Below are 20086 nucleotides of genomic sequence, written 5' to 3'. Positions count from 1 at the left end.
GCAGGGCCGACGGCCGGCGACCCCGCGGGCCGCGCCACCGTGGGGGCGCTCCGTGGCCTTGGCCACAACCCGCCGCCGAACCGAGGGGTGCCACCGTACGGTCCACGGTCCGCCCCGAGCCATATCGACGCAGGTCAGTACGGGGGAGTACGGGCGAGGGGCGGTGCCGGTCCGGCTGACCGCAGCATCCAGATGCCGTATGCATCCTGTCCGCTATTCGGACGCGGGGGTTTTCTCGGACGGGCCGTCTGCTTTACTTACCGCCATGACCACGACGAGCATCCGCATCCTTGCGACCGAGGCGAACACGACGCCCGGTGCTCGTTGTATGTGTCGAATGTGCGACCACTGAGGGCCCCCGAACCGTACCTCGCGCCCCGAAGTGAGAACCGCGCAGCCATCCCGCCCCGATCAGGGCCGCGGCTGCCAGCGCACCTGTCGTCCCCGCCGCCCCGGACCTTCGGACCCGGGCCGCCGGCCCACGTCCCTCCGCCCGGCGAGAGCGCGCGTGCGCCGCCCACGGCAGCGCAGCGATTGACGGTGTGACGACGAAAGCCCGTGCCCGGCGACGACCTTGCCGCGCACTCGACAGTGACGGACTTACCCAGTGATCACCACAACGGGCCTGACCAAGGTCTACCGCTCGCGAGGACGCGAGGTCACCGCCCTGGACGGCGTCGACCTCCACGTCAGGGAAGGCGAGGTGTACGGCGTCATCGGCCAGAGCGGCGCCGGCAAGTCCTCGCTGATCCGCTGCGTGAACCTGCTGGAACGCCCCACGTCCGGCACGGTCACCGTGGACGGTCGCGACCTCACCGCGCTCGCAGGCAAGGGGCCGCGGGCCGGCAGGGAACTGCGCGAGGCCCGCAGCCGCATCGGCATGGTCTTCCAGCACTTCAACCTGTTGTCCTCGCGCACCGTGCAGGAGAACGTGGAACTCCCGCTGGAGATCCTCGGCCTGAGCCGCCGCGAACGGGGCCGCAAGGCGCTCGAACTCCTCGACCTCGTCGGCCTCGCCGACAAGGCCCGGTCCTACCCCAGCCAGCTCTCCGGCGGCCAGAAGCAGCGCGTCGGCATCGCCCGCGCGCTCGCCGGGGACCCGAAGGTGCTGCTCTCCGACGAGGCGACCAGCGCACTCGACCCGGAGACCACCCGCTCCATCCTCCAACTGCTGCGCGACCTGAACCGCCGCCTCGGCCTCACGGTGCTGCTCATCACGCACGAGATGGACGTCGTGAAGTCGGTCTGCGACTCCGCGGCCCTGATGGAGCACGGGCGCGTCGTCGAGTCCGGCACCGTCAGCGAACTGCTGGCCACCCCCGGATCCGAGCTGGCCACCGCGCTCTTCCCGGTCAGCGGCCGGGCCTCCGGCGCAGACCGCACCGTCGTCGACGTCACCTTCCACGGGGACGCCGCCACCCAGCCGGTGATCTCCCAGCTCTCCCGTACGTACAACATCGACATCTCGATCCTGGGCGCCGCGATGGACACCGTCGGCGGCAAGCAGGTCGGTCGGATGCGCATCGAACTGCCCGGCCGCTTCGACGAGAACGTCGTCCCCGTCGGCTTCCTGCGCGAGCAGGGGCTCCAGGTCGACGTCGTGACGGAGACCGACGCCGGTGCCGGGGGCACCGACGCCGCACCCGCCGCCGTGGCCCTGTCGAAGGAAGGTGCCCAGTGACCTGGTCCGAGATGCAGCCGCTGCTGGAACAGGCGTGTTGGGACACGCTGTACATGGTCGGCTGGTCCACCGTCATCGCCGTCGTCCTCGGACTGCCGCTGGGCATCGTCCTCGTCCTCACGGACAAGGGCGGCCTGATCGCGAACGTCTTCGCCAACAAGGTGATCGGGCAGGTCGTCAACGTCACCCGGTCGATGCCGTTCATCGTCCTCATGGTCGCCCTGATGCCCTTCACCAAGGAGATCACCGGCACCACCATCGGCCGCGAGGGCGCGATCGTGCCGCTGGCGATCGGAGCCATCCCCTTCTTCGCCCGGCTCGTGGAGACCGCGGTGCGCGAGGTGGACGGCGGGCTCGTCGAGGCCGTGCAGTCCATGGGCGGCAGCACCTGGACCGTGGTCCGCAAGGTGCTGGTGCCCGAGTCGCTGCCCTCGCTGATCTCCAGCGCCACCACCACCGTCATCGCCCTGATCGGCTACTCCGCCATGGCGGGCACCGTCGGCGCCGGCGGACTCGGCGACATCGCCATCCGCTACGGCTACCAGCGCTTCGAGACCGAAATGATGTGGATCACGGTCGGCGTGCTCGCCGTCGTCATCTCCGTCATCCAGTTCGCCGGCGACTACGCGGCGCTCAGCCTGCACCGCCGCGGGCGGGGCAGCGGCCCCGCACCCAAGCTGCGCTTCCTCAGGAACCGCACGGACCAGCGTGCCGAGCTGGAACTGGAGCTCTCCAAGAGCAGCAGCTGAACCAACGACCCACCCCCGACCCGCAAGGGTCCGTACCACCGCACCACCCATGGAGAAAGGCACTTTTCGTGCGTAACACCGCCAAGATCACCACCACTCTCGTCGCCGTCGGAGCACTCGCCCTCGGCCTGACCGCCTGCGGCAGCGAAGACGCCAAGACCGGCGCCGACGTCGATCCGTCGAAGCCGCTCGTCATCGCCGCGAGCTCCGTCCCGCACGCCCAGATCCTCGACTTCGTCAAGGACAACCTGGCCGCGAAGGAAGACCTCAAGCTGGAGGTCAAGGAGTTCGCCGACTACGTCACCCCCAACACCGCCACCCAGAACGGCGAGGTGGCCGGCAACTTCTTCCAGCACAAGCCGTACCTGGACGACTTCAACAAGAAGAACGGGACGACCATCGTGCCGGTCGTCACCGTCCACCTGGAGCCGCTGGGCCTGTACTCCAAGAAGGTCGACAAGCTCGCCGACCTCAAGGACGGCGCCACCGTCGCCCTGCCCAACGACACCACCAACGAGGCCCGCGCCCTCAAGCTCCTGGAGCAGAACGGCCTCATCAAGCTGAAGGCGGACGCCGGCAACTCGGCCACCCCGAAGGACATCGAGGCCAACCCGAAGAAGCTCACCTTCAAGGAGTTGGAGGCCCCCGCGGTGCCCAGGGCGCTCGACGACGTCGACGCCGCGGTGATCAACGGCAACTACGCGGTGCAGAGCAAGCTCAGCCCCAAGAACGACTCGCTCGTCCTGGAGTCCGCCAAGGACAACCCGTACGGCAACTTCCTCGCGGTGAAGGAGGGCGGCGAGAAGGACCCGCGGATCGAGAAGCTCGCGAAGCTGCTGAAGTCGCCCGAGGTGAAGAAGTTCATCGAGGACAAGTACGACGGCTCCGTGATCCCCGCGTTCTAGCCCTCGCGGCCCGCACTTCCGCCCCGGGGCGGGGGCGCGGGCCGTACCCCCGCGGCCCCCTTCGCCGTAGTCCTGCGGGCTTGTTGGTCTCTGCGACCCGATGGTGGGCTTGTCGCGCCGTTCCGCCCCCTGTGCCCTGCGGGCACGGGGGGACCCCAGCGCCCCTAAACACCCTGCCCTCAGCCGGCAGACAAAGTGAGGGGGGCAGCGAAACAGGGGCGCGGGGAACCGCGCGAACAACCCTCACCGGGCCGCAGGGGACAACGCTCCCGCAGGGAAACGGCGAGTGGGGTCCAAGGCGCACGGCCGCCGGGGGCGCCGCAGCGCAGGCCGCGGGCAACTGCACCACCCTGTGGTGCGGTTCGCGCGGGCCATGCTGCATGCTGGGCCTTTCGGCAGGCCACTGGTCGCCTGGTCCCACAGGCCCTGGATACGGAGCGGCGCATGAGAACCACCTTTCCGGACGTGTCGATCAGTACGGAACGACTGGTGCTGCGCCCCTTCGAGGAGGCCGACGTCCCGGCGCACACCGAGATGATGAACGACGAGATGGTGACCGCCTGGACCACCACACCCCATCCGTTCACCACCGCCGACGCCGCGCACTGGGTCCAGGCGATAGCACCGGCCCAGCGCACCGAAGGCCGCGGCGTCGCGCTCGCCGTCACCGAGTTCCTGACCCAGCGGCTGGTGGGGGCCGTGGCCCTGACCCGCACCGACTGGCGCGTACGGGCCACCGAGATCTCCTACGTCACCGCCCCCTGGGCCCGCGGCGAGGGCTACGCGACCGAGTCCGTGCTCGCCGTCGCCAAGTGGCTCTTCCGCGACCAGGGGTTCGAGCGCCTGGAACTGCGCACCGCCGCCGACAACACCGCGGCCCAGCAGGTCGCCCAGAAGATCGGCTGCATCAGCGAGGGCGTCCTGCGGAACGCCTGGATCGCCCGCAGCCAGATCGACGACGGCACCTGGGCCGAGTTCCGCACCGACCTGATCGTCTGGAGCCTCCTCCCGGAGGACCTGGAAGGGGTGGCCGAGCCGACGGGTGACGCCGGGTACGCCTCCTTCCCCGACTGGGGCTGACCCGCCCGGGCCGTCGTACGCCGGAACCGACCGACGGGCCGACCGACCGACGGGCCGACCGACCGACGGGCCGACTGGCCGACGGACTCCGCGGCATCGCGGCGCGAATCGTTCGGTCCGCTGGCAGCGGCCGCCCCGCACCTGATTCGATGTCCCCGTCGGCTCCCGACGGTTCTGGCCGACGCACTCCTACCGGTACCCTCTGCCTGCCCGTGTCTGTACCGGGCACCCCACCTGCGACGACTCCAGGGAGACTGACGAGCATGGCCGACCGCGTCACGGTGATCGGCTGGGACGGTTCCCCCCTCACCGCCGCGGCCAGGTCCGCACTCGGCGCCGCCACCCTCGTGGCCGGCGCCGCCCACCACCTCGCCCTGCCCGAAGTGCCCGGCGGCGCCGAGCGCATCCGGCTCGGCAGCGTCGACCTCGCCGCCCGTCGGATCGCCGGACACCGCGGCAGCGCCGTCGTCCTGGCCGACGGCGACCCCGGCTTCTTCGGCGTCGTCCGCACCCTGCGCGCCCCCGAGCATGGCCTGGAGGTGGAGGTCGTGCCCGCGGTCTCCTCCGTCGCCGCCGCCTTCGCCCGCGCCGGGATGCCCTGGGACGACGCCCAGGTCGTCGTCGCGCACCCGAGGACGCTGCGCCGCGCCGTGAACGTGTGCCGCGCGCACCCCAAGGTCGCCGTCCTCACCGCACCGGGCGCCGGCCCCGCCGAGTTGGCCCTGCTGCTCGACGGGATCCACCGCACCTTCGTGATCTGCGAGGAACTCGGCACGGACCGGGAGGAGGTCACCGTCGTCACCTCCGACAAGGCCGCCGACCACGTGTGGCGCGATCCGAACGTGGTGATCGTGGTCGGCGGCGCGGGCAGCGGACCGGCTCCCGGCGGCAGTTGGATCGCCGGCCGCGAGCCCGCCTTCCCGCACTCCGTACGCGGCTGGGCACTGCCGTCGCAGACGTACGCCGAGGGCGCGCCCGGCCCGCGCGGCGAGGGCGGCGAGGGCGGCTCGCCTGCGCTCAGGGCCCTGCAACTGGCCCGGCTGGGGCCGCGCGTCGGCGACCTCGTCTGGGACATCGGCTGCGGCGACGGCGCGTTGACGGTCGAGGCCGCGCGCTTCGGCGCCGCCGTGATCGCCGTCGACGCCGACCCGGCCGCCTGCGCCCGTACTGACGCCGCCGCCCGGCGCGCGGGCGTCCAGGCGCAGGTGGTCAACGGGCGGGCGCCGCACGTGCTGGAGCGGCTGCCGGAACCGGACGTCGTACGCATCGGCGGCGGGGGCGCGGCGGTCGTCACCGCCTGCGTCGAACGCCGTCCCGAACGCATCGTCACGCACGCCGCGACCCGCGACGAGGCGGAGGCGCTGTGCACCGCCCTCACGGCCGGCGGATACGCCGTCGACTGCGCCTTCGTGCAGGCCGTCGGGCTCGATCCGCAGGGCTGGTCCGAGCGGGAACGATCGGTCGTTTTCGTGGTCAGCGGCAGCCAGCCCGAACGCGCCCGGTGACCATGGTCGTCAGTCGCGCGAGGTAGGCTGATCGATCGTTGTGCCGCACTGGATGTCGATCGCTTGTTCGGTGATGATGTCCGGAGTACCGGAAATGGAGTGTCGCTTTGCATCCGGTATGTGGTACGCCGCAACCGGGGTCGCGCAACGTGGCGCAGCCCACAGCGGACCGTGGCGGATCTGCCTGCCAGGGCCGCGAACGGCCGCGAGAATGCTGGGAGTCCGTGGGGCCGTCGTGCCGCGTGGCGCACGCGCTCGTTCTTGTAGACGGGCGCCAGACGTGCCGCGATCGGGCGTTCGGCGACGGGCGAAGGATGACAAGCGATGGGGCGAGGGGTACGCATGACTGACACCGGTCAGATCCCGGGCGAGGGACTGCCGGAGAACGCAGGCGTGGTGCAGCAGCAGCCGGGCGTTCCCGGCCCTGACGCCTACGCCTTCGCGGCCCCCTCCGAGCACCCCCCGGCGGAACACGCTCCGTCCGAAGAGGACGACCTGTTGCTGATGCCTGGCGCGCAGGGCGCCTGGAGCGATCCGCAGGCCACCCAGTCCGGGGTGCCCGTCCCGCAGCTGCAGCCGGCGCCCGCGGTGCAGCCCGTGCAGCCGATCCAGGCCGTACAGCCGGTGCAGCCCGTCCAAGCGGTGCAGGCCGTTCAGCCCGTACAGCCGGTGCCGGCGGCGCAGGCGCCGCACGCGGCCGTGCCGGTCCAGCCCGAGGCTGCGGGGATGAGTGCGGGTGCCGACGTGCCCACCGCTGCCCCGGTCGCCGCCGTTCCGCAGCCGCAGGCCCCCGTCGTGACCGGTGCTCCGTCCGCCGTCGAGCCGCCGGCTCCGGCCGTGGAGCCGCAGGCCGTCGAGGTGCAGGCGCAGGTCGTCGAGGCGCCGCAGGGCCCGCTGCCGGTGACGCCGGAGGCCACGGCCCCCACGGACCTCGGCTCGCCCGAGCAGGTCGCGGCGCCGGTGCAGGCCGGGCCGCCCGCAGTGACGCCCGGTCAGGAAGCGGTCGCCGCCACGGACGTGGTGCCGGCTCCCGAACTCGCCGCGCCCACGGACCTGGGCTCTCCGGAGTCCGTCGCCCAGCCCGCTGCGCAGCCCGCGCCGGGCATACAGCCGGTGACGGAGGTCCCCGGCGCGCCGCAGCAGCCCGTCGCGCAGGTCCCCGTCGCCGAGCCGAACACCGCGGAGCAGCTTCCGGTGGAAGAGCCTTCCGTGGTCCCGTCGCAGGTGGGACAGGTCGAGCAGGCGGAGCAGGCCCAGCCGGAGGCGGTCGCCGTCGCCGAGCCGCAGGCGCAGTGGGACGAGCAGGCGCCCGTCGAGCAGCCCGCCCCCGCGTTCGCCGCCGCTGCTGCCGCCCCGTCGCCTCAGCCGTCTCACCGTCCCCTCCACATGGGCCCGCCCGTACCGAACCCGTCCGGTGGCGTGGTCCGCTCGCTGGCCGACCGGGGTCCGGCCGGCGTCGCCCCGCACCCGTTGACCGCGCAGAGCCATCCCGGTCCGCCCACCCTCGGTCCCGAATACCTTGACGTCCCGAGCGACGGGACCGGTTCCGTCGCCGTCGGTCCTCAGCTCGGCGAGATCCCGCCGCAGGCCGGAGCGCCCTGGGACGCGCAGCCGCCGCAGGCCGAGGCGCCCGCCCCAGCTCCCGTTCCGGCCGAACAGCCCCCCGTGCCCGCAGAAACGGTCGTCCCGGACCAGCAGGCCACCGCCCCCGCGCCGACGGCGGAGCCCGCTGCCACGGCGGAGCCTGCGCCCCAGGCGGCCGTGGCGCCCGAAGCGGTGACGGAGCCCGAGGCCGACGCCGTTGCGGAACAGCCGGCCGAACAGCCCGAGCAGCAGCCGCAGGCCGAGGCGCCCGCAGCGGAGCAGCCGGAGTCGCTGCCGGCCGAGGCGACGCAGGCCGGCGACGACGCCGAGCCGGAGGCCGCGCCGGCCGCGGAAGCGACGCCGGACGCCGAGCCCGCGGCCGACGCCGAGCCCGCCGCCCAGCCCGTCGAGCCGGCTCAGGAAGCCCCGGCCCCCGCCGCGCCCGAGGCCCCCGCCGCGCCCGAGGCGCCCGAGGCAGCTCAGACCCCGGAGACGCCTGAGGCCCCCGAAACCTCCGTCGCCCCCGAGGCCCCGGAGGCGACGGACGCACCGGAAGCGACGGAAGCAGCGGAGCAGCCCGCCGAGGGCGCCGATTCGGAAGCCGCCCCGGCCGAACCCGAGCCTGAAGCCACGGCCCAGCCCGAGCCCACGCCCGAGGGCGAACCCGAGGCCGACGCCGAACCCGCTCCGGAGCAGGACCAGCAGAGCCCGCAGACCCCGCCCGCCCCCGCGTTCGACGACGCCGAGCGCGAGGCCGTGCTCCGCGTCATGCGCGAACGCCGCGACATCCGCAACGGCTTCCGCAGCGACCCCATCCCGCACGACGTCCTGCTGCGCGTCCTGGAGGCCGCCCACACCGCCCCCAGCGTCGGCCACTCCCAGCCCTGGGACTTCGTCGTCATCCGCTCCGCCGAGACCCGCACCGCGATGCACGAACTCGCGCAGCGCCAGCGCGAGGCGTACGCCAAGTCGCTTCCCAAGGGCCGCGCCAAGCAGTTCAAGGAACTCAAGGTCGAGGCCATCGTGGAGACGCCGGTCAACATCGTCGTCACCGCCGACCCGACCCGCGGCGGCCGCCACACCCTCGGCCGGCACACCCAGCCGCAGATGGCGCCCTACTCCTCCGCCCTCGCCGTGGAGAACCTGTGGCTCGCCGCCCGCGCCGAGGGCCTGGGCGTCGGCTGGGTCAGCTTCTTCGACGAGCGCGAGATGGTCCGCACCCTCGGCCTGCCCGAGCACCTGGAGGTCGTGGCGTACCTCTGCGTCGGCTACGTCGACGAGTTCCCCGAGGAGCCCGAGTTGGCGCAGGCCGGCTGGTCCAAGCGCCGCCCGCTGTCGTGGGTCGTGCACGAGGAGACGTACGGCCGGCGCGCCCTGCCCGGCGCCGAGCCGCAGGACCTCCTCCAGGAGACCGTCGCCGGGATCCGCCCGCTGGACGCCAAGGCGCTCGGCGAGGCGTGGGAGCGGCAGAAGCGGATGACCAAGCCCGCGGGCGCCCTCGGCATGCTGGAGATCATCTCCGCCCAGCTCAGCGGGCTCTCCCGGATGTGTCCGCCGCCCATCCCGGAGCCCGCGGCCGTCGCCGTCTTCGCCGGCGACCACGGGGTGCACGCCCAGGGCGTCACCGCCTGGCCCCAGGAGGTCACCGGCCAGATGGTCGCCAACTTCCTCGGCGGCGGCGCGGTCTGCAACGCCTTCGCCACCCAGGTCGGCGCCGAAGTGTGCGTGGTCGACGTCGGCGTCGCCGCCGAACTGCCGGCGACGACCGGCCTGCTGCCGCGCAAGGTCCGCGCCGGCACGGCCGACTTCACCACCGGCCCCGCGCTCACCCGCGAGGAGGTGCTCGCAGCGATCGAGGTCGGCATCGAAACCGCCCGCGACCTGGTCGCCGCCGGCAACAAGGCGCTCCTGACCGGTGAGATGGGCATCGCCAACACCACCGTCTCCGCCGCGCTGATCTGCGTCTACACCGGCAGCGACCCGGTCGAGATCACCGGCCGCGGCACCGGCATCAACGACGAGATGCACGCCCGCAAGGTCGACGTCGTGCGCCGCGCCCTCGAACTCCACTCGCCCGACTCCACGGACCCCATCGGCGTCCTCGCGGCCGTCGGCGGCCTGGAGCACGCCGCCCTCGTCGGCTTCATCCTCGGCGGCGCATCGCTGCGCACGCCGGTCGTGCTCGACGGGGTGTCCGCCGGCGCGGCCGCCCTGGTCGCCCGGGCCGTGGCGCCCGAGGCGCTGGCCGCCTGCATCGCGGGCCACCGCAGCGCCGAGCCCGGCCACGTGGCGGCCCTGAACAAGCTGGGCCTGCGCCCCCTCGTCGACCTCGACCTCCGCCTCGGCGAGGGCACCGGCGCGCTCCTGGCCCTGCCGGTGATCCAGAGCGCGGCCCGCGCCATGCACGAAGTCGCCACCTTCGACTCGGCGGGCGTCACCGAGAAGTAGCACCCGGCACCGCCACCCACCGCCCCGGAGCACCCCGCTCCGGGGCGGACGGCGCTCCCGCGCGGCACCGCGCGCCGAACGCCCCGTAAGGTGCCCAGTGAAAACACCGTCCCACCAGCCGCTTCAACGTCGACGCGGCCCGGCGCCAGCCACCCGTAACGCCCGAGGAGTCGCACCCACATGCCCGAGCAAGCCTCCGCGCACCCCCATCCGGCCTACCCCGTGGGACTGCGGCTCGCGGGCCGACGGGTCGTGGTGGTGGGCGGCGGCCAGGTCGCCCAGCGCAGGCTGCCCGCGCTCGTCGCCGCCGGCGCCGACGTCGTGCTCGTCTCGCCGTCGGCGACGCCCTCCGTCGAGGCCATGGTCACCTCCGGCGAGATCCGTTGGGAGCAGCGGCGCTACGAGGACGGCGACCTCGCCGAAGCCTGGTACGTCCTCGTCGCCGCCTCCGACCCGGCGGCGAACGACCGGGCGTCCGCCGAGGCCGAGCGCCGCCGCATCTGGTGCGTGCGCTCCGACGACGCCGAAGCCGCCACCGCCTGGACCCCCGCCACCGGACGCAGCGCCGGCGTGACGGTCGCCGTCCTCACCACCGACGTGCACGACCGGGACCCCCGGCGCACCGCGGCCGTTAGGGACGCCGTCGTCGAGGGGCTGCGGGACGGCACCATCGCGGCCCGCCACGAGCGCACCCGGACCCCGGGCGTCGCCCTCGTCGGCGGCGGTCCCGGCGACCCCGACCTGATCACCGTCAAGGGCCGGCGGCTGCTCGCCGAGGCGGACGTCGTCATCGCCGACCGCCTCGGCCCCCGAGACCTCCTCGACGAACTCCCGCCGCACGTCGAGGTGATCGACGCCGCGAAGATCCCGTACGGCCGCTTCATGGCGCAGGAGGCCATCAACGCGGCCCTGATCGAGCACGCCAGGGCCGGCAAGGCCGTCGTACGGCTCAAGGGCGGCGACCCCTTCGTCTTCGGCCGCGGCATGGAGGAGGTCGAGGCGCTCGCGGAGGCCGGCATCGCCTGCACCGTGGTCCCCGGCATCTCCAGCTCCATCAGCGTGCCCGGCGCTGCGGGCATCCCCGTCACCCACCGCGGCGTCGCCCACGAGTTCACCGTCGTCAGCGGACACGTCGCCCCCGACGACCCGCGCTCCCTGGTCGACTGGGCCGCGCTCGCCCGGCTCCGCGGCACCCTCGTGGTGCTGATGGGCGTCGACAAGATCGGCGCGATCGCCCGTGCGCTGATGGAGCACGGCCGCGACGGCGCCACGCCGGTGGCGCTGGTCCAGGAGGGCACCACGGCCGCCCAGCGCCGGGTGGACGCCACGCTCGCCACGGTCGCGGACGAGGTCGTCGCCCGGGACGTGCGACCCCCGGCGGTCATCGTCATCGGCGAGGTCGTCCCCGTCGGCCGTCCGCTGTCGACGTAACCACCAGTAACCGACCTCTGCCCAGGCGTTGGCACCACACCCCGGAGAAGGCAGTATCACCCCCGTGGCTGAACTCATCACCGTCGAGGACCCCGACGACCCCCGGCTGAGCGACTACACCGGTCTGACCGACGTGGAGCTGCGCCGCCGACGGGAGCCGGCCGAGGGGCTGTTCATCGCCGAGGGCGAGAAGGTCATCCGGCGCGCCAAGGACGCCGGTTACGAGATGCGCTCCATGCTGCTCTCCGCCAAGTGGGTCGACGTGATGAAGGACGTCATCGACGAGATCCCGGCACCGGTGTACGCGGTCAGCCCCGACCTCGCCGAGCGCGTCACCGGCTACCACGTGCACCGCGGCGCGCTCGCCTCCATGCAGCGCAAGCCGCTGCCGGGCGCCGCCGAACTGCTCACGGCCGCCCGCAAGGTCGTCGTGCTGGAATCCGTGAACGACCACACCAACATCGGCGCGATCTTCCGCAGCGCCGCGGCCCTCGGGATGGACGCAGTCCTGCTCTCCCCGGACTGCGCGGACCCGCTGTACCGCCGCTCGGTGAAGGTCTCCATGGGGGCCGTCTTCTCCGTCCCGTACGCCCGGCTCGACGCCTGGCCGCGAGGGTTTGAGACGGTACGGGAAGCCGGGTTCGCCCTGCTGGCGCTCACCCCCGACGAGAAGGCCACCGCCATCGACGAGGCCGCGCCGCACCGCCTCGACCGGGTCGCCCTGATGCTGGGCGCGGAGGGCGACGGGCTGTCCACACAGGCGCTGGTCGCCGCCGACGAATGGGTCCGCATCCCCATGGCGCACGGGGTTGACTCGCTCAACGTGGGGGCCGCCGCCGCGGTCGCCTTCTACGCCGTGGCCACCGGCCGCCCCGGGGCCTGAGCCCCGCGGGACGGCCCTACAACTGCTGGGCCGCCGCGATGCCCAGCGCCACGATCAGCGTGACGACGAAGAAGACGATGATCCGCTGACGCAGCAGCTTCGGATTGGCCGGCCGTCGACCCGTCGACGTGCTGCGCGCCCCGGTGCGCTGCCCCTGCCGCCCGGTGCTGCGGGACGGGGCGCCGCCGCGCTGCTGGCGGGGGCGCTCGGAACCGCGGGACGGGTCGCCGCCGCGCGCCGAACCGACCTGCGACGAACCCGTGCGGGACGGCCCCGTGCGCGGACCGCCGGCCCTGGGGTCGCCCGTGCGCGCACCGCCCGTGCGGGGCGGCTGGGGCGGACGCGGCCCCGAGCCGCCGGCCGTCCGCCGCTCGCCCCGACCGCGCACCATCCGCTCGGTGGGCTCCATCCGTTCCGTGCGCTGGAGTTGGTCCGGCCGCTCGGCGTACCGCGACGTGGCACGGTCCGCGTCGGAGCGCTCCCGCACCAGCGGACCCCGCGCCTCGGACGGGCCCTGCGCCTCCCGGGCCGCGATCTCCTTCAGCCGCATCGAGAGCTGCAGCGTGCTCGGCCGCTCCTCCGGGTCCTTCGCCAGGCAAGCCCGCAACAGCGGGGCCAACGCGTCCGGGACGCCGTGCAGATGCGGCTCCTCGTGGACGACCCGGTACAGCATCACCTCGGAGCCGCCGAGCCCGAAGGGGGAGTCGCCGGTCGCCGCGTACACCAGCGTCGCGCCCAGCGCGAAGACGTCCGTCGCCGGCGTCACCGCCACGCCCCGGACCTGCTCGGGCGCGAGGAACCCGGGGGAGCCGACGGCGGTGCCCACGTGGGTGAGGGTGCTCGCGCCCGTCGCCCAGGCGATGCCGAAGTCGATGATCCGGGGGCCCTTGGGGGAGAGCAGGATGTTCGACGGCTTCAGGTCCCGGTGCACCACACCGGCCTCGTGCACCGCGACCAGGCCCTCGGAGAGCGCCGCGCCGATCGCGGCGACCTCGGCGGCCGGCAACACGCCCTCCTCGTTCACCTTGTCGTGCAGCGAGGGACCCGGCACGTACTGCGCGGCGAACCACGGCCGCTCGGCCTCCAGGTCCGCCGCCACCAGCCGGGCCGTGCACCCGCCCCGGATGCGTCGGACGGCCGACACCTCGCGGGCGAAGCGCGCCAGGAACTCCCGGTCCTCCGCGAGGTCCGGCCGGATCACCTTCAGCGCCACGCGCTGCCCCCGGCGGTCCGAGCCCAGATAGACGACGCCCATCCCGCCCGCGCCCAACCGCCGGTGGATACGGAACGACCCGACGACACGCGGGTCCTCGCGCCGGAGCCGCATCATCGCCATGGTCCGTCCCCTTGCCATGGTGGGGAGCCCCACCCCGTGTTCGACGGTGGGTGGTCCCACCCCGTTCGCCGACCGGCCGGTCTCCGATCGTCCGTGTTGACTGGGCACAGCTTACGGACCCCCGCCCCGGTGCGCTCAGAGGCCGCGCCCTCACGGCCCGATCGATTGTCAGTGCCCGGTGGGAGACTTGAAGAGCGGTCAGGGGAAGAGGGTTGCAAGGCCCCCGACCCGCACGGGATCTCAACGAACCGACGCCGAAGGGGGATTGGCTCAGTGAAAGGTGATCGCGTCGAGATAGTGGTGGACGCGGGCGACAGCACGCGTACGTATGAAGTCGTGGCAAGCCGGGCAGGCCGCCGCGTGGAGACCGCGGTCCGCCGGGGGGTGGTGGAAGTGAGCGAAGTCACCCGCACCGGCGCCGTGGTGCGCACCGCCCGTTTCATGTCCACCCGAGTGCTGGCCCTGGTCGAGCAGCCCGTCCCGCGGGACGACGCCGACCCTCGGGAGGCGCCGGAGCCGAAGAAGCCCGGGGAGCCGAAGCCGAGGGACCCCAAGCCGGGGCGGGCGCACGAAAGCCGTGGCGGGACCCCGTGAGGGTCCCCGTCGGCGCGGCGGGCCACCCGGCCCGCACCGAGCGACCCTTCCGGGAAACCCCGGGGTCCTGGGACCCCGTCTCCACCCAGGGGAGTACGTCAAAGGCACCCGGATCATCCTCTCGGAGGCCCGGCAATCGGTACGCGGGCATGACGTCCGCCCCCCTCCGGAAACCTAAAGTTGAGGTCAAGCGGCGGGTGCAGCACTCGTCCCCCGAGGTCAGACGCCCGCCGCTGCCATCTCACGACAGGAGAGGACCCATGGCGGACACAGCGCCGCGGACCATGATCCGCACGCAGGAGCGCAGGGTTTCCACCGCGTTCCGCCGCCGCCCCGGCCAGCGCCACCCCCTGGTGGCGACGGCCATGGCTCTTCCCCTGGCGGCACTGCTGCTCTACGTCTTCGGAGGCTGGGAAGCAGTAGTGACACAAGCGTCGTCCGTGGGCGTGATGCTGGGGCGCTGAGCGGCGCCCCGGGCCCGGAAGAGCGGTCCGGGCCGGGGACATCCGGCCATAACCCCGTGGGGACGGGGGTGCGGCGGACGGCAGCGGTGGCCGGTCAGCTGGGGAGCTGACCGGCCTTCGCGTTGCCCGCACTTCTCTTGCCGTTCCCCGCGTTCGTCCGGAGCGTCCTCGCTGACGCCACGGCGCGTACCCTCGCACGCACAGCCGTGCCGTCCCGCGCGACGGCGTCGCACCCCGGGGGAGACCGTGACCACTGCCGTCGTCGACGCACTGGCCGAAGCCGCACGGCGGGCCGCCCACGCATCGGGTCCGCCCGCCCCGTCCTGCGGCGGCTGCGCCCGCGGCCCCCAACTGCTCGCGCAGCGGGACGACGGCGTCGTCGTGCGCCACGGGCGCGCGGTGGCCAAGGCCCACGATGCGCGCACCGACCCCGCGGCCCACCGGGCCCGGCTCGCCGTCGCCGCCGACCCCCGGCTCGACCGGGTCCTGCTCGCCCCGCTCCCGCTGCCCGCGGACCTACGACCGCTGGGGGAGCGGCCCGTCAGCGTCTGGCCGTACGGCACCCCCGTCGACCCCGAGGATCCGCTCGGCGCGCCCTGGGAGGAGACCGCCGCCCTGCTCGCCCGGCTGCACTCCGTCGACCCCGCCGACCTCCCCGGCCCGCTGCCCGTCATGCGCGGCCCGGCGAAGGCGGCGCGCGCCGTCGCCCGGATGCGGCGGACCGTGCGCCACCCGGGCGCCGCCGCCGTCGAACGCGCCTGGGCCCGGCTGCCCGCCTGGGCCAGGGGCGAAGTGCCCGCGCCCGGCCCCGGCGGGCTGTGCCACGGCGATCTGCACCTGGGCCAACTCGTGCGCCACCCCGCCCCCGACGGCCCCTGGCTGCTGATCGACGTCGACGACCTGGGCGTCGGGGACCGGGCCTGGGACCTGGCCCGCCCCGCGGCCTGGTTCGCCGCCGGCCTGCTCGCCCCCGAGGTGTGGCAGCGGTTCATCGGCGCCTACCTGGCGGCCGGCGGCCCCGCCGTCGACGCCGCGGACCCGTGGGCCGCGCTCGACGTGCCCGCCCGGGCCCTCACCGTGCAGACCGCCGCGCTGGCGCTGGCGAAGGCGGCCGACCAACGGCGTGAACCGGACGACGTCGACACCGCGGTGATCGACGCCTGTGCCCGAATCGCCGTTCTCCCGCAGGAGTTGGAACCGGCCGGGACGTCGTAGGCTGCCTAGTGCTGTGACCGGAAAGGTTCACCGGCTCGCGGCGCCCGGCACGGCACCTCGCTGCGTTGGCGCATCGCCCGAGTACGTCCAGTACGCGGGAGATCCTCCGCCTTGCGATGCACCGCACCGGACACCGCGAGCCACCCGGCAAACCTTTCCGGTCACAGCACCAGACGTCACCAGGCGCCCGCCGAGGGCGCCTTCCGGTGGTGACGGAACGACGGCGAGGAGCTGAGCCCGACGATGCAGTGTCCCAAGTGCCATGCGGTGATGCACACCTACAACCGCAACGGCGTCCAGATCGAGCAGTGCAGCGGCTGCCGGGGGATATTCCTCGACTACGGCGAGTTGGAGGCACTGACTCGGCTGGAGTCCCAGTGGTCCCAGCAGGCCCCGCCGCCCGCTCCGCCCGCCGCCTACCCGGGCCAGCCCGCACCGGCGGCGCCCGCCTGGGGCGCGCCGCACCACGGGGGCCACCACGGCTCGCACGGCCACCACGGCCGCCACCAGCGGGGCTTCGGCCGGATGCTCTTCTCCTCCTGACCCAACCGAGAGTGCGAACGAGAAGACCCCCGGTCGCCAGAGGCGTCCGGGGGTCTTCGTCAGTGCGCGATACTGGGATTGAACCAGTGACCTCTTCCGTGTCAGGGAAGCGCTCTCCCGCTGAGCTAATCGCGCGGGGACCGACCGCGGAAGAACCGCGGGGCAGTGCATGATGCGTGCGCGATACTGGGATTGAACCAGTGACCTCTTCCGTGTCAGGGAAGCGCTCTCCCGCTGAGCTAATCGCGCGGGGAATCCATCAGGATCCAGTGGACGATACTGGGATTGAACCAGTGACCTCTTCCGTGTCAGGGAAGCGCTCTCCCGCTGAGCTAATCGTCCTTGGAGGTGGAGACGGGATTTGAACCCGTGTAGACGGCTTTGCAGGCCGTTGCCTCGCCTCTCGGCCACTCCACCCGGAGTGTAGGGGTCGGGAAGATCCCCACTTCGAGCGGACGACGAGATTCGAACTCGCGACCCTCACCTTGGCAAGGTGATGCTCTACCAACTGAGCCACGTCCGCCTGTCGTTTTCGGGCCGCTTGCGCGTCCCGGCGACGTGTTGAACTCTAGCGGATTCCCGGGCCAGCACAAAAACGCGTTTCCGCAGCGTGCCGACCTGTGTTCGGGCCGCAGCCGCCCGGAGGACCCCGTTCTCGCCGGTCATAGACTCGACAGCGTGCACCACCTCCCTCCCCTCGCCCGCTTCGGGCACCTGATCGCCACCGGCCTCCGGGACGTCACGAGCGACCCCGAAGCCCTCGACTCGCAGGGCTTCTGGGCCGTCGCCGCGGACTTCGAGGGCGGCCTGACCTGCGCCCGCTTCCAGGAGGTGCGCACCGCGCCGGTGCCGGCGCCCGTGCCGGGGCGCTGGCGCGGCCCCGCCTCCGAGGACTGGACGTCCTCACTGGACCGGGACGCGTACGTCGCCGGCGTGCGCCGCATCCGCGAGCACATCGCGGCCGGCGAGGTGTACCAGGCCAACCTGTGCCGGGTGCTGTCGGCGCCGCTGCCCGACCCCGGCCCCCTGGAGCCGCCGGCCGACGTCGACGAGCTGACGGCGCTGCTGGCGCGGGGCAATCCGGCGCCGTACGCCGGAACGATCCGCCTGCCCGAGCACGGCGTGGAGATCGCCACCGCCTCCCCCGAACTGTTCCTGCGCCGCAGCGGCGGCACGGTCGAGTCGGGACCGATCAAGGGCACCGGGCGGACGGCGGCGGACCTGTTGGAGAAGGACCACGCCGAGAACGTCATGATCGTCGACCTGGTCCGCAACGACCTGGGCCGCGTCTGCGCCACGGGCTCCGTGACCGTGCCCGAACTGTGCGCCGTCGAGCCCCACCCCGGCCTCGTCCACCTGGTGTCGACCGTACGCGGCGAACTGCGCCCCGGAGCCGGCTGGCGCCACCTCCTCGACGCCACCTTCCCGCCCGGCTCGGTCACCGGCGCCCCCAAGTCCAGCGCGCTGCGGATCATCGACGCGCTGGAGACCGCACCGAGGGGCCCGTACTGCGGCGGCATCGGCTGGGTCGACGCCGACCGGGGCCGCGGCGAGCTGGCCGTCGGGATACGCACCTTCTGGATCGACCGGACCGGTGGCGGCGGCCCCGTGCTGCGGTTCGGCACCGGCGCCGGGATCACCTGGGGCTCCGACCCCGAGCGCGAGTGGGACGAGACCGAACTGAAGGCTTCCCGGCTGCTCGCGATAGCGTCGGGCCCGGGCGGCGGGACCCCGCACGGGGGCGCACCCCGGCCCGGTACGGAGATCAGCGTGGAAGGACCAGTCAGATGAAGGTGTGGGTCAACGGCGGGCTCAGGGACGCCGAAGACGCCCGGGTGTCCGTGCTCGACCACGGCCTGACCGTCGGCGACGGCGTCTTCGAGACCGCGAAGGCCGAGCACGGCCGGGCCTTCGCCCTCACGCTCCACCTGGAGCGGCTGACCCGCTCGGCGCGCGGCCTCGGGCTCCCCGACCCCGACCACGACGAGGTCCGGCGCGCCTGCGCCGAGGTGCTCGCGGCCAACCCCGTGGCGCGCGGCCGGCTGCGCATCACCTACACCGGCGGTCTCTCGCCGCTCGGCTCGGACCGCGGCACGGACGCGCCGACGCTGGTCGTCGCGGTCGGCGCGAGCGCCGACCGCCCCGACACCACGGCCGCGGTCACCGTGCCCTGGGTGCGCAACGAACGCGGCGCGCTGACCGGGCTGAAGACCACCTCGTACGCCGAGAACGTCGTCGCCCTCGCGCGCGCCGCCGAGCAGGGCGCCTCCGAGGCGCTGTTCGCCAACACCGTCGGACAGCTCTGCGAGGGCACCGGCTCCAACGTCTTCGTGGTCGTCGACGGCGAACTGCTCACCCCGCCCGTCTCATCCGGCTGCCTCGCCGGCATCACCCGGGCGCTGACGGTCCACTGGGCCGGCGCCGTCGAGACCGACCTGCCGTTCGACGTGCTGGAGCGGGCCGAGGAGGTCTTCTTGACCTCCAGCCTGCGTGACGTGCAGGCGGTCAGCCGGGTCGACGGCCGTACGCTGCCGGGCGCGCCCGGCCCGGTGACGGCCAAGACGATGCGGCTCTTCGCGGAGCGTGCGGCGGCCGACCCCGACCCGCGGCTGCCCTGACGCCCGCCGCGGCGGGGCGTGCGGAGGGGCCGGCGCAGGGGTAGGACTCCTGCGATGACCACCACCCTGCGGCCGGTGACGCCGCTCATCGACGAGGCGGACGGCACCCGGTCGCGCCGCTACGACATCTGCGTCAACGGCCGCTCCGTCGGTCGCGTCGAGATCGCCGCCCAGCCGCCCCCGGGTCCGCGCACCGGGGTCGTCCGCTCGCTCCACGTCGACGAGGCCGACCGACGGCGGGGCCGGGGCACCGTCGCCGCGCTCGCCGCCGAGGAAGTGCTGCGCGGCTGGGGCTGCGACCGGATCCGGGCGTCCGTGCCCTCGGGCGCCGCCGCGGCGACCCGGCTGGCGTCCGCGCTCGGCTACACGGAGCGCGGACACAGCATGGTCAAGGACTTCCAGGGCGGCGACGGGCCGCCCGCCCTCGCGCCCGGGCTGCACGCCAGGGCGATGACCGAGGCGGAGATCCGCCAGTGGCGGCCGGTGGCCGTCGCCTCGCACGCCCGGATCCTCGCGGAGCACGACGGCTTCGCCGCCGCCGACGCCCTCGCCCGCTCCGAGTCCGCCCACGCGTCCCTGCTGTCCCAGCCGGGAGTGGTGCTGGACGTGCTGGAAGCGGAGGGCGCGAGCGTCGTCGGGCACCTGCTGCTCGGCCGGCGAGAGGTGCTGCCCGGCCGGGACGGGGCGTACGTCTACGACGTGGAGGTGGCCGCCGACCGCCGCGGACGGGGCTACGGGCGGGCCTTGATGCTGCACGCAGAACACGTCGCGCGGGTGACCGGGGCGCCCTTGATCGGGCTGTACGTCCACGTGGACAACGCACCGGCCCGCGCCCTGTACACCTCGCTCGGCTACCGGACGACCGTCGTGCGCTGGGCCAAGCGGCTGTGGTGACGGGCATCAAGCGCTGGGCTTGAGGTGCCGGGGGTTGGGCGTCGGGCTCTGAGGCGTCGGGCTAGATGAATGAGTCCGATGTTTGTGCTGGCCGCGACCATGGCGAAGGGCGCCCGTTGGTCAGTGTGTGAAGACAAACCTGGACGCCCTTCTGGC

The 20086-nt window shown here is 73.6% G+C and carries 16 protein-coding genes and 5 tRNA genes; 15 read left to right on the top strand and 6 right to left on the bottom strand.

Annotation, left to right across the window (positions count from 1 at the left end; genetic code table 11):
- Positions 1-607: 607 nt before the first annotated feature.
- From ACH4E8_RS25405 to ACH4E8_RS25370, 8 genes are all read left to right on the top strand, one after another.
- On the top strand, positions 608-1681 hold the full coding sequence (locus ACH4E8_RS25405) for a methionine ABC transporter ATP-binding protein (RefSeq protein WP_398451972.1): 1074 nt from the start codon (positions 608-610) through the stop codon (positions 1679-1681).
- Positions 1678-2430, top strand: coding sequence for a methionine ABC transporter permease (locus tag ACH4E8_RS25400; RefSeq protein WP_398451969.1), 753 nt, complete (start codon positions 1678-1680; stop codon positions 2428-2430). The genes ACH4E8_RS25405 and ACH4E8_RS25400 overlap by 4 nt, the downstream gene beginning before the upstream one ends.
- A gap of 68 nt (positions 2431-2498) precedes the next feature.
- Positions 2499-3335, top strand: coding sequence for a MetQ/NlpA family ABC transporter substrate-binding protein (locus ACH4E8_RS25395; RefSeq protein ID WP_398451967.1), 837 nt, complete (start codon positions 2499-2501; stop codon positions 3333-3335).
- Positions 3336-3779: 444 nt separating this feature from the next.
- Positions 3780-4415 carry a GNAT family N-acetyltransferase gene (locus ACH4E8_RS25390; RefSeq protein WP_398451964.1) on the top strand — a complete coding sequence of 212 codons (636 nt, stop codon included), beginning with the start codon at positions 3780-3782 and terminating at the stop codon, positions 4413-4415.
- A gap of 263 nt (positions 4416-4678) precedes the next feature.
- The gene (cbiE, locus tag ACH4E8_RS25385; RefSeq protein ID WP_398451962.1) at positions 4679-5920 is read left to right on the top strand and encodes a precorrin-6y C5,15-methyltransferase (decarboxylating) subunit CbiE; all 1242 of its coding nucleotides are present in this window, start codon (positions 4679-4681) and stop codon (positions 5918-5920) included.
- A gap of 342 nt (positions 5921-6262) precedes the next feature.
- Positions 6263-9952 carry a nicotinate-nucleotide--dimethylbenzimidazole phosphoribosyltransferase gene (gene cobT, locus ACH4E8_RS25380; RefSeq protein ID WP_398451959.1) on the top strand — a complete coding sequence of 1230 codons (3690 nt, stop codon included), beginning with the start codon at positions 6263-6265 and terminating at the stop codon, positions 9950-9952.
- A 180-nt stretch (positions 9953-10132) separates the two neighbouring features.
- Positions 10133-11383: a uroporphyrinogen-III C-methyltransferase gene (gene cobA, locus ACH4E8_RS25375; protein WP_398451957.1), complete on the top strand. Its 1251-nt coding sequence runs from the start codon at positions 10133-10135 to the stop codon at positions 11381-11383.
- 64 nt (positions 11384-11447) lie between these two features.
- Positions 11448-12266 (top strand): TrmH family RNA methyltransferase, encoded by an 819-nt coding sequence (locus tag ACH4E8_RS25370; RefSeq protein ID WP_398451954.1) that lies wholly within the window; start codon positions 11448-11450, stop codon positions 12264-12266.
- Positions 12267-12282: 16 nt separating this feature from the next.
- Here the strand turns inward: ACH4E8_RS25370 and ACH4E8_RS25365 are convergent, their stop codons facing one another.
- On the bottom strand, positions 12283-13602 hold the full coding sequence (locus ACH4E8_RS25365; protein WP_398451952.1) for a protein kinase: 1320 nt from the start codon (positions 13600-13602) through the stop codon (positions 12283-12285).
- A 273-nt stretch (positions 13603-13875) separates the two neighbouring features.
- Between ACH4E8_RS25365 and ACH4E8_RS25360 the strand changes: the two genes are divergently transcribed.
- The 4 genes from ACH4E8_RS25360 to ACH4E8_RS25345 all read left to right on the top strand — a co-directional run bounded on the left by ACH4E8_RS25360 (position 13876) and on the right by ACH4E8_RS25345 (position 16418).
- Complete coding sequence (locus ACH4E8_RS25360) at positions 13876-14196, top strand: hypothetical protein (protein ID WP_398451950.1); 321 nt, start codon at positions 13876-13878, stop codon at positions 14194-14196.
- A gap of 260 nt (positions 14197-14456) precedes the next feature.
- On the top strand, positions 14457-14660 hold the full coding sequence (locus tag ACH4E8_RS25355) for a hypothetical protein (protein ID WP_398451948.1): 204 nt from the start codon (positions 14457-14459) through the stop codon (positions 14658-14660).
- 246 nt (positions 14661-14906) lie between these two features.
- The gene (locus tag ACH4E8_RS25350; protein ID WP_398451945.1) at positions 14907-15875 is read left to right on the top strand and encodes an aminoglycoside phosphotransferase family protein; all 969 of its coding nucleotides are present in this window, start codon (positions 14907-14909) and stop codon (positions 15873-15875) included.
- 243 nt (positions 15876-16118) lie between these two features.
- Positions 16119-16418 (top strand): zf-TFIIB domain-containing protein, encoded by a 300-nt coding sequence (locus ACH4E8_RS25345; RefSeq protein ID WP_398451942.1) that lies wholly within the window; start codon positions 16119-16121, stop codon positions 16416-16418.
- A 63-nt stretch (positions 16419-16481) separates the two neighbouring features.
- On the opposite strand, the gene ACH4E8_RS25340 is transcribed toward ACH4E8_RS25345, so the two are convergent.
- The 5 genes from ACH4E8_RS25340 to ACH4E8_RS25320 form a co-directional block, all read right to left on the bottom strand.
- Positions 16482-16553: transfer RNA gene (locus ACH4E8_RS25340), tRNA-Val, on the bottom strand.
- Positions 16554-16595: 42 nt separating this feature from the next.
- Positions 16596-16667, bottom strand: a tRNA-Val gene (locus ACH4E8_RS25335).
- Positions 16668-16688: 21 nt separating this feature from the next.
- Positions 16689-16760 (bottom strand) — tRNA-Val (locus tag ACH4E8_RS25330).
- Position 16761: 1 nt separating this feature from the next.
- Positions 16762-16835: transfer RNA gene (locus ACH4E8_RS25325), tRNA-Cys, on the bottom strand.
- A 33-nt stretch (positions 16836-16868) separates the two neighbouring features.
- Positions 16869-16941, bottom strand: a tRNA-Gly gene (locus ACH4E8_RS25320).
- A gap of 155 nt (positions 16942-17096) precedes the next feature.
- Between ACH4E8_RS25320 and ACH4E8_RS25315 the strand changes: the two genes are divergently transcribed.
- Genes ACH4E8_RS25315 through ACH4E8_RS25305 form a run of 3 tightly spaced genes read left to right on the top strand, consistent with a single transcriptional unit; the run spans position 17097 to position 19930 of the window.
- On the top strand, positions 17097-18209 hold the full coding sequence (locus ACH4E8_RS25315) for a chorismate-binding protein (RefSeq protein WP_398451939.1): 1113 nt from the start codon (positions 17097-17099) through the stop codon (positions 18207-18209).
- A complete protein-coding gene (locus tag ACH4E8_RS25310) occupies positions 18206-19036 on the top strand; it encodes an aminotransferase class IV (protein WP_398451936.1) in 831 nt (276 codons plus the stop codon). Before ACH4E8_RS25315 ends, ACH4E8_RS25310 begins: the two co-directional genes overlap by 4 nt.
- Positions 19037-19090: 54 nt before the next feature.
- A complete protein-coding gene (locus ACH4E8_RS25305; RefSeq protein WP_398451933.1) occupies positions 19091-19930 on the top strand; it encodes a GNAT family N-acetyltransferase in 840 nt (279 codons plus the stop codon).
- Positions 19931-20086: the final 156 nt, after the last annotated feature.

The sequence above is a fragment of the Streptomyces sp. NPDC017979 genome (genome assembly GCF_044328175.1).
Lineage (GTDB): Bacteria > Actinomycetota > Actinomycetes > Streptomycetales > Streptomycetaceae > Streptomyces.
This window is presented reverse-complemented; position numbering and strand designations above follow the sequence as displayed.

Coding starts and splice junctions, on each gene's coding strand:
- ACH4E8_RS25355 (WP_398451948.1), top strand. CDS start 14,457: ATGGCGGACACAGCGCCGCGGACCATGATCCGCACGCAGGAGCGCAGG.
- ACH4E8_RS25305 (WP_398451933.1), top strand. CDS start 19,091: ATGACCACCACCCTGCGGCCGGTGACGCCGCTCATCGACGAGGCGGAC.
- cobA (WP_398451957.1), top strand. CDS start 10,133: ATGCCCGAGCAAGCCTCCGCGCACCCCCATCCGGCCTACCCCGTGGGA.
- ACH4E8_RS25310 (WP_398451936.1), top strand. CDS start 18,206: ATGAAGGTGTGGGTCAACGGCGGGCTCAGGGACGCCGAAGACGCCCGG.
- cobT (WP_398451959.1), top strand. CDS start 6,263: ATGACTGACACCGGTCAGATCCCGGGCGAGGGACTGCCGGAGAACGCA.
- ACH4E8_RS25365 (WP_398451952.1), bottom strand. CDS start 13,602: ATGGCGATGATGCGGCTCCGGCGCGAGGACCCGCGTGTCGTCGGGTCG.
- ACH4E8_RS25345 (WP_398451942.1), top strand. CDS start 16,119: ATGCAGTGTCCCAAGTGCCATGCGGTGATGCACACCTACAACCGCAAC.
- cbiE (WP_398451962.1), top strand. CDS start 4,679: ATGGCCGACCGCGTCACGGTGATCGGCTGGGACGGTTCCCCCCTCACC.
- ACH4E8_RS25390 (WP_398451964.1), top strand. CDS start 3,780: ATGAGAACCACCTTTCCGGACGTGTCGATCAGTACGGAACGACTGGTG.